Origin of the sequence: Paraburkholderia sp. RL17-368-BIF-A (assembly GCF_046054045.1) — a bacterium.
GTDB lineage: Bacteria > Pseudomonadota > Gammaproteobacteria > Burkholderiales > Burkholderiaceae > Paraburkholderia > Paraburkholderia graminis.
In genome coordinates, this window is the sequence record NZ_JARESN010000030.1 from 44,135 (window position 1) to 58,228 (window position 14,094).

Genomic DNA, 14,094 nt, shown 5'->3' on the forward strand with positions numbered 1-14,094 from the left:
CCGCAACGGGACGCGTATTGTAGCACAGTGCGATCCCGCCGCGAATCCCGCGGCGCCGGGCTCAATGGCGGTTCCAGACGGCCTCGCGACGACGCAGCGCAGCGGCCGATCTGGCCACTCTCGCCGCTCACGGCCTTTTCATCTTGCAGACGGTCGGCGGCACCGTGCGTTCCGCCGGCAACGCGAGCACCGTGCGAAACCCGAAACCCGAGCCTTCGTTATCGAAATGCACGCCGCGCGTGCCGGCTTTATCCATCTCCATCACGTACAGGGGCTGGATCAGTTGATGATCGTCCGCCCTCATCCACGACGCGTGAAAGCCGTTGTCGAACCGGATGCCTTCGAGCGCCCGCGCAACCGCCGTGGGATCGGCGCTCTGCGCGCGGTTCATCGCGGCGGCGAGCGTTTCGATCATCAGCGGCATGCGCAATACCGGGTAGTCGTCCTGTGCGGCCGGGAAACGCGCGCGGAACGCTTCGTACCACGCATCAGAGGCCGCGCCGCCCGCGTTCGGATGCCAGTCGGCCACGGCGATCACGCGTCCCACGCCCGCCTCGCCGAGCGCCGCCGGCGCGCCGAGACTGTTGCCGTAGAACGTGTAGAACTTCGCATCGAAACCTTGTTCGCGCGCCGCCTTCACGAGCAGCGTCAGGTCGTTGCCCCAGTTCCCGGTGATCACCGCATCGGCGCGGCTCGCGCGCATTTTCGCGACGTAGGGCGCGAAGTCCTTGACGCGGCCAATCGGATGGAATTCGTCGCCGACCACGGCGATGTCCGGGCGCTTCGCTCGCAGCGCGGAACGCGCGAGGCTGCTGACGTCATGGCCGAAGCTGTAGTCCTGGTTCAGCAGATACACCTTCTTCACGGCCTTGTCGCGCTGGATCACGTCGGCGAGCGCGTCCATGCGCATGCCCGCGTGCGCGTCGAAGCGGAAGTGCCAGAAACTGCAGTTGGCGTTGGTCAGCGCGGGGTCGTCGGCGGAATAATTGAGAAACAGCTCGCGGTTGCCCGGCTCGCGGCTGTTCTGCTTGTGGATCGCGCCGATGAGCGCCGCCGCCACCGCCGAGCTGTTGCCCTGCAGGATGTAGCCGATGTGACGATCCGCCGCCGCGCGCAGTTGCGTGAGTGCCTCTTCGGTGCCGCCCTTGCTGTCGAGCACGACGAGTTCCAACGGATGCGCGCCGTCGGCGAGCTTCACGCCGCCGCGCGCGTTGACCTGCTCGACGCCAAAGCGCAGATTGCGCTCCACAGCCGCGCCGGCGTTCGCGAACGGACCGGACATGCCCTCGATCAACGCGAGCTGGATCGGCGCGCCGGCGGGCCTGGGCGCCGTTTCGGCCGCGACGGCGCAGGTTGCCGACATCGCCGCCATTGCCACCGACATTGCCACCGATACCGCCGCCGTCTTGCTGTGCCAGTTCGCCATCGTCCGCGTCCGTCTGATTCGTCAAAGCGCGGATCATAGGGCGCGCGCGATGGAATAAGCAAGCCGCGCGAGCCGTTATCGTGCAAGCCGGCCAACCAGCGCGCGGGCGGGCACATGTTCCCGGCGCCGCGTGTCAAAATGTTCTGTATCGACAAGAAAAACCGCCACTCAAGCCATTGGAGGAAGTCATGTTCAACCGCCATCACCGCAAGGCGGCCTCGACCGGGGCGCCCGCTGACGCGCGCGGGCGCGTGCGCCGCACGGCGCTCGTGTGCCTGAGCGTGCTCGCGCTCGCCGGCTGCGCGCAGCCCTGGCAGCAATATCAGGCCGGCGCGGATGAATCGACGATCGTCGCGCGCCTCGGCCCGCCGCGCGAAAGCTACGACCTGCCGAACGGCGGCAAGCGGCTGATGTGGCCCACGCAGCCGATGGGCGAAACCACCACCGCGGCCGACATCGACGCGTCCGGCAAGATCGTCAATGTGCGCCAGGTTTTGCAGCCGAACGAGTTCTACCGCGCCGAAGTCGGCAAATGGACGAGGGGCGAGGTGCTGGTGAATTTCGGCCGCCCGGTCGAAACGTCCTACTTCCCGTTGATGAAGCGCGAGGTCTGGACCTATCGCTATCTCGAGGACAACTACTGGTACATGATGTTCAGCTTCTATTTCGACGACCAGGGTGTGCTGCGTCTCACGCAGAAAACGCCCGATCCGCTGCACGATCCAGATCGCCGGAACCTGTTCTAGCCCGCGCTGTCATTCACTACGCACGAATCTCCAAAAGCCGCTCACCCAAGCGGCTTTTTTTTATTTATTTCGCATCACGACGAATTTTATTTCACACACAGACGATTAATTTTTTGATAGAAAGGCTTTTGTAAGCATTGAACCGGTGCTGGTCGATCTGCCCAACGACGAGCGCGACCACACGGCACGGCCGTGATTCCTGCACCGGACGATGCGCCCCTTTTTGGAGCCGCTATCGATGAATCGTCCTAAACGTCTTCTCGTCGCCAACGTCGCATGGGCACACGACACCGCCGAGCGCAACCCCGAGTTCTTCCGTGAACTGGCGCGCGGTCAGAATCCGCATGTGCTGTGGATCGGCTGCTCGGACAGCCGCGTGCCCGCCGAAACCATCACGCATTGCGAGCCGGGCGACCTGTTCGTCCATCGCAATATCGCCAACCTCTTCAATCCCGACGACGACAACTCCGCCAGCGTTCTCGAATACGCGGTGCGCGTGCTGAAGGTCGCTCACGTGATCGTCTGCGGACATTACGGCTGCGGCGGCGTGCGTGCGTCGCTGCTGCCGCCCGATCCGAGCCTGCCGCATGTGAACCGCCGCATCGCGCCGCTCTGCTCGCTCGCGAGGACCCATCACGACGAACTGGACGCGCGCGCAAGCGAACGTGAGCGCGTCGACCGCCTGGCCGAACTGAACGTGCTCGAACAGGTGCGCCAGCTTCGCGCGAATCCGATCGTGCGCGACGCGGAGCAGGCGCCGCTTGTGCACGGCTGGATCTTCGCGCTCGAAGACGGACGCCTCAAGGTGCTCACGTCCGGCTACGAGGCCGACGACGCGATGACCTGCGAGACAGCCGCCCACAGCGCGGCGTAGCGCGCAGCGCAAGCGTGGCACGCGTCCGTGCCGCCGCCGCGCGCATGCCTATCCGGTTCAGCCTTCGCCTCTTACCAGGCCTCACCTATTTCTGCACCGACACCATGAATCTTCGAGCTTATTTTTCGACATTTCAGCGCGACATGCTTGCGGGCATCGTCGTTTTTCTGGTGGCTCTACCGCTATGCCTCGGCATTGCGAACGCGTCGGGCGTCGAGCCGTTTGCCGGGCTCGTCTCGGGCATCGTCGGCGGGCTGGTCGTCGCGGTTCTGAGCGGCTCGCGCCTGAGCGTGAGCGGACCGGCGGCGGGTCTTGTCGTGATCGTCGTCGACGGAATCGCGCAGCTCGGCAGCTTTTCCGCGTTCCTCGCGGCCGTGCTGTTGTCCGGCGCGATCCAGTTCGGCTTCGGCGTGCTGAAGGCGGGGCGCTTTGCCGCGTATGTGCCGTCGCCGGTCATCAAGGGCATGCTTGCCGCGATCGGCATTCTGCTGATCGTCAAGCAGTTCCCGCTCGCGCTTGGGCTCGTCAACGGCCAAGCGCCGGGCGCCGCGCCAGCAGGCGGCACGATCATGGCGCCGTTCGGCGCGGTGTCGCTGGTCGCGTGCGTGATCACGCTGCTGTCGCTCGCGATCCTGATGGCCTGGGAAACGCGGCCGATGCGCCGCTTCGCGCTGGTGCGCATCGTGCCCGCGCCGCTTGCGGTCGTCCTGCTCGGGATCGGCGCAACGTTGCTGCTGACGATGCTCGCGCCGTCGCTCGCGCCGGCCGCCGAGCATCGCGTGGCGTTGCCGTCGCTCGAATCGTTCGCGGCGTTGAGCGTGGCGCTCGAGTGGGCCGATTTCGGGCCGCATTTCGCGCAGCTCGTCAATCCGGACGTGTGGCGCGTCGCGATCACGCTCGCCATCGTCGCCAGTCTCGAAACCTTGCTGAGCCTCGAGGCGGTCGAGCAGATCGACCCCGAACGCCGTCCCGCGCCGCCGGATCGCGAGCTCAAGGCACAAGGCGTGGGCAATCTGATTGCGGGTGCGATCGGCGGGCTGCCGATCACCGCGGTGATCGTGCGCAGTTCCGCGAACGTGCATGCCGGCGCGCAAAGCCGTCTGTCGGCGATCATTCACGGCGTACTGCTGCTGGTCAGTGTGTTTGCGTTGACGAGCGTCATCAACCTGATTCCGCTCGCCTGTCTCGCGGCCATTCTTATTTTCACGGGCGTGAAGCTCGCCAAGCCGTCGCTGTTCGTCGCGGTCGCGAAGCAAGGGTTCGCGCCCTTCGCACCGTTTATCGTCACGCTGGTCGGCGTGCTCGCGACCGACCTGCTGATCGGCATCGTGCTCGGCATTCTGTGCAGCGTGCTGCTCGCGCTATATGCGAATCTGCGCCGCCCGATCGTGCTCGCGCAACACGGCGATCACTTTCTGCTGTCGTTTCGCAAGGACGTGTCGTTTCTCGGCAAGGTGCCGCTCAAACACTACCTGCAGCAGATTCCCGACGGCGCCACGCTGATCGTCGATGCGACGCGCGCGGATTTCGTCGATCACGACGTGCGTGAACTGCTCGATAGCTTCGTCGAGGATGCGCCTCGCCGCGGCATTTCGGTCGAAGTGCGGCATCAGGTGCGCACGCAGGCGCGCGCGGCGCGCGGCTGGTCGATGCGGCGCCCCGCCACGGAGTAACGTGGGGAGACCGCGGCGTGCGAGCGGCATGCGCACGCCGCATTAAAAAAGCCCCGCGCCATTGAAGGCGCGGGGCTTCATCTTTCTATCTATCGACAAACGCTCCGTGCGAGCTCACTCCGACCGCTGCGGATTCAGCTTGTCCGAGTTCGAATGCAGTTTGTTGAGCGCCGAGATATACGCCTTCGCCGACGCAGCCACGATGTCCGGATCGGTGCCGACGCCATTGACGATACGCCCGCTCTTCGAAAGCCGCACCGTCACTTCGCCCTGCGCCTGCGTGCCGGTGGTGATCGCGTTCACCGAGTAAAGCAGCAACTCCGAACCGCTGCCCACTTCGGTTTCGATTGCGTTGAGCGTGGCGTCCACGGGACCGTTGCCGCGCGCCTCGCCGGTGATCTCCTTGCCGTCCACCGCGAACACGATTTTCGCGTGCGGCTGCTCGCCGGTCTCCGAATGCTGCGACAGCGACACGAACTTGTAGTGCTCTTTCTGCTGCGCCTCAGCCGATTCCTCGGTGACGATCGCAATGATGTCCTCGTCGAAAATCTCCGACTTGCGGTCCGCGAGTTCCTTGAAGCGTACGAATGCCGTGTTGAGTTCTGATTCGCTGTCGAGCGCGATACCCAGTTCCTGCAGACGCTGCTTGAACGCATTGCGGCCCGACAATTTGCCGAGCACGATCTTGTTCGCACTCCAGCCCACGTCTTCCGCGCGCATGATTTCGTAGGTGTCGCGCGCCTTCAAAACACCGTCCTGGTGGATGCCCGACGCGTGCGCGAACGCGTTTGCGCCGACCACGGCCTTGTTCGGCTGCACGACGAAACCGGTGATTTGCGACACCAGCTTCGAAGCCGGCACGATCTGCGTCGTATCGAGACCGAGTTCGAGCCCGAAATAATCCTTGCGCGTTTTCACGGCCATCACGATTTCCTCGAGCGACGTATTGCCCGCCCGCTCGCCGAGACCATTGATCGTGCACTCGACCTGACGCGCGCCGCCGATCTGCACGCCCGCGAGCGAATTGGCAACCGCCATGCCGAGGTCGTTATGACAATGCACCGAGAACACCGCCTTGTGCGAGTTCGGAATGCGCTCGCGCAGCGTCTTGACGAGATTGCCGTACAGCTCCGGCACGCCGTAACCGACCGTATCGGCGATATTGATGGTGGTTGCGCCTTCCGCAATCACCGCTTCGAGCACGCGGCACAGGAAGTCCATGTCCGAGCGGCTGCCGTCTTCCGGCGAAAACTCCACGTCGTCCGTGAATTTGCGTGCGAAGCGCACGGCAAGCTTCGCTTGCTCGAACACCTGGTCGGGCGTCATGCGCAGCTTCTTTTCCATGTGCAACGGCGACGTCGCGATAAACGTGTGAATGCGGAAACGCTCGGCGGGCTTGAGCGCGTCGGCCGCGCGCTGGATGTCCTTGTCGTTCGCGCGGGCGAGCGAGCAGACGGTGCTCTCCTTGATCAACCCGGCGATGGTCTGGATCGAGTCGAAGTCGCCGTTCGAACTCGCCGCGAAGCCTGCCTCGATCACATCCACTTTCATCCGCTCGAGTTGCTTGGCGATGCGGATTTTTTCTTCTTTCGTCATCGATGCGCCAGGCGATTGTTCGCCGTCACGCAGCGTCGTGTCGAATATGATCAGTTTGTCGGACATGAGGAGTCTCCTGCGGAGTCGTTCGATTGTGGGAGTCGGATATTGGAATGGATGCGGTTGCCGTTAGCGCTCCGAGGCACTCGACCGCGGACCGCGAGCCGCGACTCTAGCGGTTGGCGCGTCGACACACGGCGCACGCACGGTTAGCTGACTTTATTCTGCGATTCAAACTGCGGCTTGCATTACGCTCGGCGCGCACTGCACTGCCATTCGCCGAACCGCCTGGCCTCGCGCCGTTGCTGCGGAAGAAAGCATCGCCGGCACAGTCATCCAACGACTATAGCGGCATTCCACCCGCCGTGCAATTCACGCCAGGCGCGGCTGGCAAGCGCCTCGCCGGTGTCCGCGGACAGCATCGCAATGGTGGCTTGCCAAAGAACAAACGGCGCCCCGAAGGACGCCGTTCTCTCATGCAGCACAAGCTTCGAGCGACACGCGCGCGAGGCAGCGCGCTACCTGTCGTGCGCGACCGAACGAGCGGGATTGCCCCGGCCACGCAGCACCTGGTAACCCCAGAACACATACCCCGACAAACCGTACAGCACGAACAGGCCGAACAGCATCAGCGGCGGATCGGACGAAACGAGCACGAACGCGACCACCACAAGCAGAATCACGCCGAACGGTACGCGATGCCGCACGTCGAGCGCCTTGCCGCTATAGAACGGCGCGTTCGAGACCATGGTCACGCCCGCATAGATGGTCAGCACGAACGCGACCCACGGCAGCCAGACGAGTTTGAGCGGCACGCGGTTGTCGGTGGCGAGCCACACGAAGCCCGCAATCAGCGCCGCCGCCGCCGGGCTGGGCATGCCCTGGAAGAAGCGCTTGTCGACCACGCCGATGTTCGTGTTGAAGCGCGCGAGGCGCAACGCCGCGCCCGAGCAATAGACGAACGCCGCGAGCCAGCCCCATCGGCCGAGGTCTTTCAGAATCCACTCATACATGACGAGCGCCGGCGCGACGCCGAACGACACCATGTCGGACAGACTATCGAACTGCTCGCCGAACGCGCTTTGCGTATGCGTCATACGGGCGACGCGGCCGTCCATGCCGTCGAGCACCATGGCCACGAAGATCGCGATGGCCGCGATTTCGAAGCGCACGTTCATGGCCTGCACGACGGCGAAGAAACCGCAGAACAGCGCGGCCGTGGTGAACGCGTTCGGCAGCAGATAAATGCCGCGCTTCCTCAGGAATTGCTGACGCTGCGCGCGCCGGCTGTCCACGGCCGGCGACTCCGCGACAATCGGCTTGTTGCGACGGAACGGACGCGGCAGCGGTCCACTGTTGCGCGGTCGGCGCGGTTTGAATGCGGCCATTCGGACAATCTCCTTTGTGCCGCTTTACAGGTCAGCGAGAATCGTGGACGACGCCGACACCTTCTCGCCGATCGACACACGCGGACGGCTGCCCACCGGCAAATAAACGTCGACACGCGAGCCGAAGCGGATAAAACCATACCGTTGACCGCGCGTAAGCGGCTCGCCTGCACGGACGTAGCAAAGAATACGCCGCGCGATCAAACCGGCAATCTGCACGGACGTCACCGTTTGCCCGCCGGCCATTTCGATCACGATTGCATTGCGCTCATTTTCGACCGAGGCCTTGTCCACCGCGGCGTTCAGATACGCGCCGGGGAAATATTCGACCTTCGAGATCGCGCCGTCCACGGGCGAGCGCTGCGAATGCACGTTGAATACATTCATGAACACGCTGATTTTCAGCGCTTCACGATTGGCATACGGATCGTGCGCGGTTTCCACTGCGACGATGCGGCCGTCCGCGGGACACAGCACGGCATTCGCCTGAGTCGGAATCGGGCGCGCCGGGTCGCGGAAGAACTGCACGACGAAGATCAGGATCAGCCAGAAGATCCAAGCAAAGCCGAACCCCGCGAAAGCGTGAACCAGTAAGGCAACAACGGCCGCGATGGCGATAAACGGCCAGCCTTCTCGCGCGATGATCGGATGTGGGTAATTCATGGATGGCTTCGATATTTTTGTAAAACCGTAGGATAGCAAAAGCCGCCCGGGGTTCAGCACCCTCGGGCGGCTTTTTGCATGACCGGCGCATGCGGCGGTGCGCCGCGCCGGTTTCAGGCGATAAAACGGACTTCTTAGTTCTTCGACTGGTCGACCAGCTTGTTCTTCGCGATCCACGGCATCATGGCGCGCAGCTTCGAGCCGACCTGCTCGATCTGGTGCTCGGCCGTCAGACGGCGGCGCGATTGCAGCGTCGGTGCGCCGGCCTTGTTCTCGATGATGAAGCTCTTTGCGTACTCGCCCGTCTGGATGTCGGTCAGCACGGCCTTCATCGCCTTCTTCGTTTCAGCCGTCACGATGCGCGGACCCGTCACGTACTCGCCGTATTCGGCGTTGTTCGAGATCGAGTAGTTCATGTTCGCGATGCCGCCTTCGTAGATCAGGTCGACGATCAGCTTCAGTTCGTGCAGGCATTCGAAGTACGCCATTTCCGGCGCGTAGCCCGCTTCCACCAGCGTTTCGAAGCCGGCCTTGATCAGGTCGACCGTACCGCCGCACAGCACGGCTTGTTCGCCGAACAGGTCGGTTTCCGTTTCTTCGCGGAAGTTCGTTTCGATGATGCCGGCACGGCCGCCGCCGTTCGCCGCCGCGTACGACAGCGCGATGTCACGTGCTGCGCCCGACTTGTCCTGCGCAACCGCGATCAGGTGGGGCACGCCGCCGCCTTGCGAGTAGGTGCCGCGAACCGTGTGGCCCGGCGCCTTCGGCGCGATCATGATGACGTCGAGGTCGGCGCGCGGAATCACCTGGCCGTAGTGCACGTTAAAGCCGTGCGCGAATGCCAGCGCAGCGCCTTGCTTGGCGTTTGCGTGCACTTCCTTTGCGTAGACTTCTGCGATCTGCTCGTCGGGCAGCAGCATCATGACGACGTCCGCGCCCTTCACGGCTTCCGCCACTTCCTTCACTTGCAGGCCGGCATTCTCAGCCTTGCTCCACGATGCGCCGCCCTTGCGCAGACCGACCGTGATGTTCACGCCGCTTTCCTTCAGGTTCAGCGCGTGCGCATGGCCTTGCGAGCCATAGCCGATGATGGTGACCTGCTTGCCCTTGATGAGGGAGAGATCGGCGTCCTTGTCGTAGAAAACTTTCATGTCGGTTCCTTGGCTAAATTCGATGATTCGAGAGATTCAGATACTGCGAATGTTGTGCTGCAAGGCCGGATAGTGATGAGCGCCACCGGCCCGGATCGGACGCTGCGCGTTACACCTTCAGAATGCGCTCGCCGCGGCCGATGCCCGAACTGCCCGTGCGGACCGTTTCGAGAATTGCCGTGGAGTCGAGTCCTTCGATGAAGGCGTCGAGCTTGTCGCTCGCGCCCGTCAGTTCGATCGTGTAGGTCTTTTCGGTGACGTCGATGATGCGGCCGCGGAAAATATCCGACATCCGCTTCATCTCTTCACGTTCCTTGCCGACCGCCCTCACCTTGATCAGCATCAGCTCGCGCTCGATGTGGGCGCCCTCGGTAAGGTCGACCACTTTCACCACCTCGATCAGGCGGTTCAGATGCTTCGTGATCTGTTCGATCACGTCGTCCGAGCCAATGGAGACGATGGTCATGCGCGACAGCGAACGGTCTTCGGTCGGAGCCACCGTCAAGGTTTCGATGTTGTAGCCGCGTGCCGAGAAGAGACCGACGACGCGCGACAACGCGCCCGGTTCGTTTTCGAGCAGGACGGAAATAATGTGTCTCATGATTCGCTTCTTCCAGATGTTTTGTCGATGTCTGCGAACAGTCCGGCGCCGCTTCGTCCGACTGCGTCTTTTTTGAAGACGTTCGTGACGAAGCCGGCGCTACAAACCGTCGTTATAGATCTTCCGAACCCATGAGCATCTCGGTGATGCCCTTGCCGGCCTGGACCATCGGCCAGACGTTTTCGGTGGGGTCGGTCTGGAAGTCGAGAAACACGGTGCGATCTTTCAGGCGCAGCGCTTCCTTGAGCGCCGGCTCGACGTCGGCCGTGCGTTCGATACGCATGCCCACGTGACCGTACGCTTCGGCGAGCTTCACGAAATCGGGCAGCGCGTCCATGTACGAATGCGAATAGCGCTTGCTGTACTCGATCTGCTGCCACTGGCGCACCATGCCCAGATAGCGGTTATTCAGCGAGATGATCTTCACGGGCGTCGCGTACTGCTTGCAGGTGGACAGCTCCTGAATGCACATCTGAATGGAGCCTTCGCCCGTGATGCACAGCACGTCGTCGTCCGGGTGCGCCATCTTCACGCCCATCGCCGCCGGCAGGCCGAAGCCCATCGTGCCCAGGCCGCCCGAGTTGATCCAGCGGCGCGGCTTGTTGAAGCGATAGAACTGCGCCGCCCACATCTGATGCTGGCCGACGTCGGAGCAGACGAACGCGTTGCCGTCGGTCAACTCCCACGCCTTTTCCACCACGTACTGCGGCTTGATGATGTCGCTCTTGCGGTCGAACTTCAGGCAGTCTTTCGCGCGCCAGGCTTCGATGTCCTTCCACCAGTCGGCGAGCGCCGCGGTGTCCGGGCCATGCTCGGCTGTTTGCAACTGCTCGATCAGCTCCTTCAACACTTCCTTCACGTCGCCGACGATAGGAATGTCGACCTTGACGCGCTTGGAAATGGAAGAAGGATCGATGTCGATATGGATGATCTTGCGCGGACGCGACGCGAAGTGCGCCGGGTCGCCGATCACACGGTCGTCGAAGCGCGCGCCGATGGCGATCAGCACGTCGCAGTGCTGCATGGCCATGTTGGCTTCGTACGTGCCGTGCATGCCGAGCATGCCGAGGAATTTCTTGTCGCTCGCGCGGTAGCCGCCCAGACCCATCAACGTATTGGTGACGGGATAGCCGAGCAGATCGGCGAACTGGTTCAACTCACGCGATGCGTCCGCGAGAATGATGCCGCCGCCGGTGTAGATGTACGGGCGCTTCGCCGACAGCAGCAGCGACACGGCCTTGCGAATCTGGCCAGAGTGGCCCTTCGTGACCGGGTTGTACGAGCGCAGCGACACGCTCTTGAGCGGCTCGTACTGGCAAGGCGCTTTCGACACGTCTTTCGGAATGTCGATCAGCACCGGGCCGGGACGGCCGGTACGGGCAATGTAGAAGGCTTTCTTGACGGTGGCGGCGAGGTCGCGCACGTCCTTCACGAGGAAGTTGTGCTTCACGCAAGGACGCGTGATGCCGACCGTATCGCACTCCTGGAACGCATCCTGGCCGATCGCGGCAGTCGGCACCTGGCCGCTGATCACGACCATCGGGATCGAATCCATATAGGCGGTGGCGATGCCGGTCACCGCATTGGTGACGCCGGGGCCGGAGGTCACGAGGCACACACCGACCTTGCCGGTGGAACGCGCATACGCGTCGGCGGCGTGAACCGCGGCCTGTTCGTGGCGCACGAGGATGTGCTCGAACTTGTCCTGCTTGTACAGCTCGTCGTAAATGTAGAGTACCGAGCCGCCGGGATAGCCCCAAACAAATTCGACGTCTTCGTCGGCCAGTGCCTTCATGAGCACGGTGGCGCCGATAGAGTCAGCTTCGTGTTGTGGAGTGGTATCCGACGTGGAGAATTCCGCGCTGGGCATATTCATTTGATTCACCTTTCGAATTTTCGGCAAAAAATTGATCGGGTGCTCTCTGCCGGGCTTGTGGCTCGGGTTCAAGCGGCGCGTCCAGTTGACAGGTGAGCTTCTTGGGCCACACCTCAATGAGACAAGTCACTTATATTGCGAACCAGCGACGATAGCGGCAGACGTCCGCGCGGTCAAGCAAATATTGCCCCAACGCCCGCCGGGACGCCCTTTAATGACCGACGCGCCGCCTCGCGACGACAGCGGCGGTCCCACGTTTCGCCCCTGCTCGCGCAAAAATTTGTTAGCATCCGCGGGTTTTACGACATTTTTCGACCGATTACGCGCACGCTCGCTGCGCCGACCCCCAAACGGATGGCATCAGACAAGGAACTCGCCGACTTTCTGGCGGGCGTCGAAAGGCGCGCATTCAAGCAGACGGTCTACGCCGTGCGGGACGACGACGCCTCGCTGGATATCGTGCAGGACGCGATGATCAAGCTCGCCGAAAAATACGGCGACCGTCCCGCGGCCGAGCTTCCGCTGCTGTTTCAGCGTATTCTGCAGAATGCGATGCACGACTATTTCCGTCGTGCGAAAGTGCGCAATACGTGGGTGAGCCTGTTTTCGTCGTTCGGTAATGCCGACGACGACGAATTCGATCCGCTCGAAACGTTCGAGGCGCAGCAAGGCTCGGCCGGCGCCGAGAGCAACGAGCAGAAACTCGAGCGCGAACAGGTCTTGCAAATGATCGACGACGAGATCCAAAAGTTGCCGGCACGTCAACGGGAGGCGTTTCTCATGCGTTATTGGGAAGATATGGATGTCGCCGAGACTGCCGCCGCCATGGGCTGCTCCGAAGGCAGTGTGAAGACGCACTGCTCGCGGGCCACCCACACGCTGGCGCAAGCGCTCAAGGCCAAAGGAATCACGCTATGAGCTCCCTCGAAACAAAAGAACTCGAGTTCGCCCGCCAGGTGCGCCGCGCGCTCGACGAAAACGCGGCCGGCATTCCGTCCGCCGCCGTCGACCGGCTGGCCGCCGCCCGCCGTGCCGCGCTTGCCCGCAAGAAGCCCGAAACCGCCGCCGCGCCGGTGTTCGTCCCGTCGTTTGCGGGCGTGCCGTCCGGTCTGCCGGATGAACAACGCCCAGAGCGCCGCCGTTCGCCGCTGCGCCGCTTCGCGCTGGCGTGGCCGCTCGCCGCGCTGGTCGTGAGCCTCGTCGGCATTGCCTACTGGGAAGACCAGCAACGCACGGCCGAACTCGCCGATATCGATGCCGCCATGTTAAGCGACGACCTGCCGCTCAATGCCTATCTCGACCACGGCTTCAACGCGTATCTTTCGCGCGCCCACTGAGCGGGAGATCGTTCGGGTGAGCTACAAGCGCGGTCTGGCCGTTGTTTTCGGATGTGCGATAGCGGCGCTCGTGTCGTTTGCCGCCACGTATCCGCGCTTCTACCCGAGCCCCTCGCCCGCCGGCGCGCCCGTTGCGAACAGCAACGGCGTGGCGCCCGCGCCCGCACCCACGCTCGGCGTCGAATTGCCGAGCCTGCCCGGCAGTAAAAGCCCGATGGCCTGGTCGCGCCTGAGCGCGGCCGAGCATATCGCGCTCGCGCCATTCGAGGCGCAGTGGGATTCGTTCAGCGACGAGCGCAAGCGCAAGTGGCTGAAAATCGCGTCGCGTTACTCGAAGCTGTCGCCGGAAGCGCAAAAACGCCTGCACGACCGGATGACCGAATGGGTCCGCATGACGCCCGATCAGCGGCGCGTTGCACGCGAGAACTATCAGGTCTCGAAGCAGTTGCCGCGCGAAGCGCGTCAGAACGCGTGGAAGGCGTATCAGGAACTGCCCGAGGAACAGAAGCAGCGGCTCGCCGCAAGCGAGCATAAACGGCGTCCGAGTGTGGTCAGCGCACCGCCGTCGGGCCGCAGCGAGATCAAGGGGCTCGACCGTCTGGTCAATGCGCGTGAGCGCGCCGCGAGCGGCACGCCGTCGGCCAGCGCGGCCGCTGCGGCCGCGTCGTTGCCGAGCCCGGCGTCGCTGCCGGGCATTCCGGCGGCCGGCCGCGTGGGGGCGGCCCCCCCCCGGCCGGGGTTGCCGGCGGGCGCGCCCGGCCAC

The 14,094-nt window shown here is 63.5% G+C and carries 14 protein-coding genes; 7 read left to right on the forward strand and 7 right to left on the reverse strand.

Features of this window, described 5'->3' with window-relative positions; all coding sequences use genetic code 11:
* Positions 1 to 127: 127 nt before the first annotated feature.
* Entirely contained in the window at positions 128 to 1,372 is a 1,245-nt protein-coding gene (locus P0D87_RS30830) for a branched-chain amino acid ABC transporter substrate-binding protein (RefSeq protein ID WP_053858988.1), read from the reverse strand.
* Between P0D87_RS30830 and P0D87_RS30835 the strand changes: the two genes are divergently transcribed.
* The 4 genes from P0D87_RS30835 to P0D87_RS30850 all read left to right on the forward strand — a co-directional run bounded on the left by P0D87_RS30835 (position 1,281) and on the right by P0D87_RS30850 (position 4,719).
* The gene (locus P0D87_RS30835; RefSeq protein ID WP_321175815.1) at positions 1,281 to 1,484 is read left to right on the forward strand and encodes a hypothetical protein; all 204 of its coding nucleotides are present in this window, start codon (positions 1,281 to 1,283) and stop codon (positions 1,482 to 1,484) included. The genes P0D87_RS30830 and P0D87_RS30835 overlap by 92 nt on opposite strands.
* A gap of 130 nt (positions 1,485 to 1,614) precedes the next feature.
* Complete coding sequence (locus P0D87_RS30840) at positions 1,615 to 2,172, forward strand: hypothetical protein (protein WP_114156022.1); 558 nt, start codon at positions 1,615 to 1,617, stop codon at positions 2,170 to 2,172.
* Positions 2,173 to 2,410: 238 nt separating this feature from the next.
* On the forward strand, positions 2,411 to 3,046 hold the full coding sequence (locus tag P0D87_RS30845; RefSeq protein WP_006048214.1) for a carbonic anhydrase: 636 nt from the start codon (positions 2,411 to 2,413) through the stop codon (positions 3,044 to 3,046).
* A 104-nt stretch (positions 3,047 to 3,150) separates the two neighbouring features.
* A complete protein-coding gene (locus P0D87_RS30850) occupies positions 3,151 to 4,719 on the forward strand; it encodes a SulP family inorganic anion transporter (protein ID WP_053857813.1) in 1,569 nt (522 codons plus the stop codon).
* A 114-nt stretch (positions 4,720 to 4,833) separates the two neighbouring features.
* On the opposite strand, the gene P0D87_RS30855 is transcribed toward P0D87_RS30850, so the two are convergent.
* The 6 genes from P0D87_RS30855 to P0D87_RS30880 all read right to left on the reverse strand — a co-directional run bounded on the left by P0D87_RS30855 (position 4,834) and on the right by P0D87_RS30880 (position 11,994).
* The gene (locus tag P0D87_RS30855; RefSeq protein ID WP_053857812.1) at positions 4,834 to 6,381 is read right to left on the reverse strand and encodes a 2-isopropylmalate synthase; all 1,548 of its coding nucleotides are present in this window, start codon (positions 6,379 to 6,381) and stop codon (positions 4,834 to 4,836) included.
* Positions 6,382 to 6,833: 452 nt separating this feature from the next.
* Positions 6,834 to 7,703: a CDP-diacylglycerol--serine O-phosphatidyltransferase gene (gene pssA, locus P0D87_RS30860; RefSeq protein ID WP_006048217.1), complete on the reverse strand. Its 870-nt coding sequence runs from the start codon at positions 7,701 to 7,703 to the stop codon at positions 6,834 to 6,836.
* A gap of 24 nt (positions 7,704 to 7,727) precedes the next feature.
* Positions 7,728 to 8,366 carry a phosphatidylserine decarboxylase gene (locus tag P0D87_RS30865; protein WP_053857811.1) on the reverse strand — a complete coding sequence of 213 codons (639 nt, stop codon included), beginning with the start codon at positions 8,364 to 8,366 and terminating at the stop codon, positions 7,728 to 7,730.
* Between the two features lie 134 nt (positions 8,367 to 8,500).
* Positions 8,501 to 9,517 (reverse strand): ketol-acid reductoisomerase, encoded by a 1,017-nt coding sequence (gene ilvC, locus P0D87_RS30870; RefSeq protein WP_006048219.1) that lies wholly within the window; start codon positions 9,515 to 9,517, stop codon positions 8,501 to 8,503.
* 109 nt (positions 9,518 to 9,626) lie between these two features.
* A complete protein-coding gene (gene ilvN, locus P0D87_RS30875; protein WP_025602412.1) occupies positions 9,627 to 10,118 on the reverse strand; it encodes an acetolactate synthase small subunit in 492 nt (163 codons plus the stop codon).
* A 112-nt stretch (positions 10,119 to 10,230) separates the two neighbouring features.
* A complete protein-coding gene (locus P0D87_RS30880) occupies positions 10,231 to 11,994 on the reverse strand; it encodes an acetolactate synthase 3 catalytic subunit (RefSeq protein ID WP_006048221.1) in 1,764 nt (587 codons plus the stop codon).
* A gap of 354 nt (positions 11,995 to 12,348) precedes the next feature.
* Between P0D87_RS30880 and P0D87_RS30885 the strand changes: the two genes are divergently transcribed.
* The 3 genes from P0D87_RS30885 to P0D87_RS30895 all read left to right on the forward strand — a co-directional run.
* Positions 12,349 to 12,912 carry an RNA polymerase sigma factor gene (locus tag P0D87_RS30885; RefSeq protein WP_006048222.1) on the forward strand — a complete coding sequence of 188 codons (564 nt, stop codon included), beginning with the start codon at positions 12,349 to 12,351 and terminating at the stop codon, positions 12,910 to 12,912.
* Positions 12,909 to 13,331: a DUF3619 family protein gene (locus P0D87_RS30890; protein WP_006048223.1), complete on the forward strand. Its 423-nt coding sequence runs from the start codon at positions 12,909 to 12,911 to the stop codon at positions 13,329 to 13,331. The genes P0D87_RS30885 and P0D87_RS30890 overlap by 4 nt, the downstream gene beginning before the upstream one ends.
* Positions 13,332 to 13,347: 16 nt before the next feature.
* On the forward strand, positions 13,348 to 14,094 hold a 747-nt coding region (locus P0D87_RS30895; RefSeq protein WP_408637107.1), incomplete at its 3' end, for a DUF3106 domain-containing protein.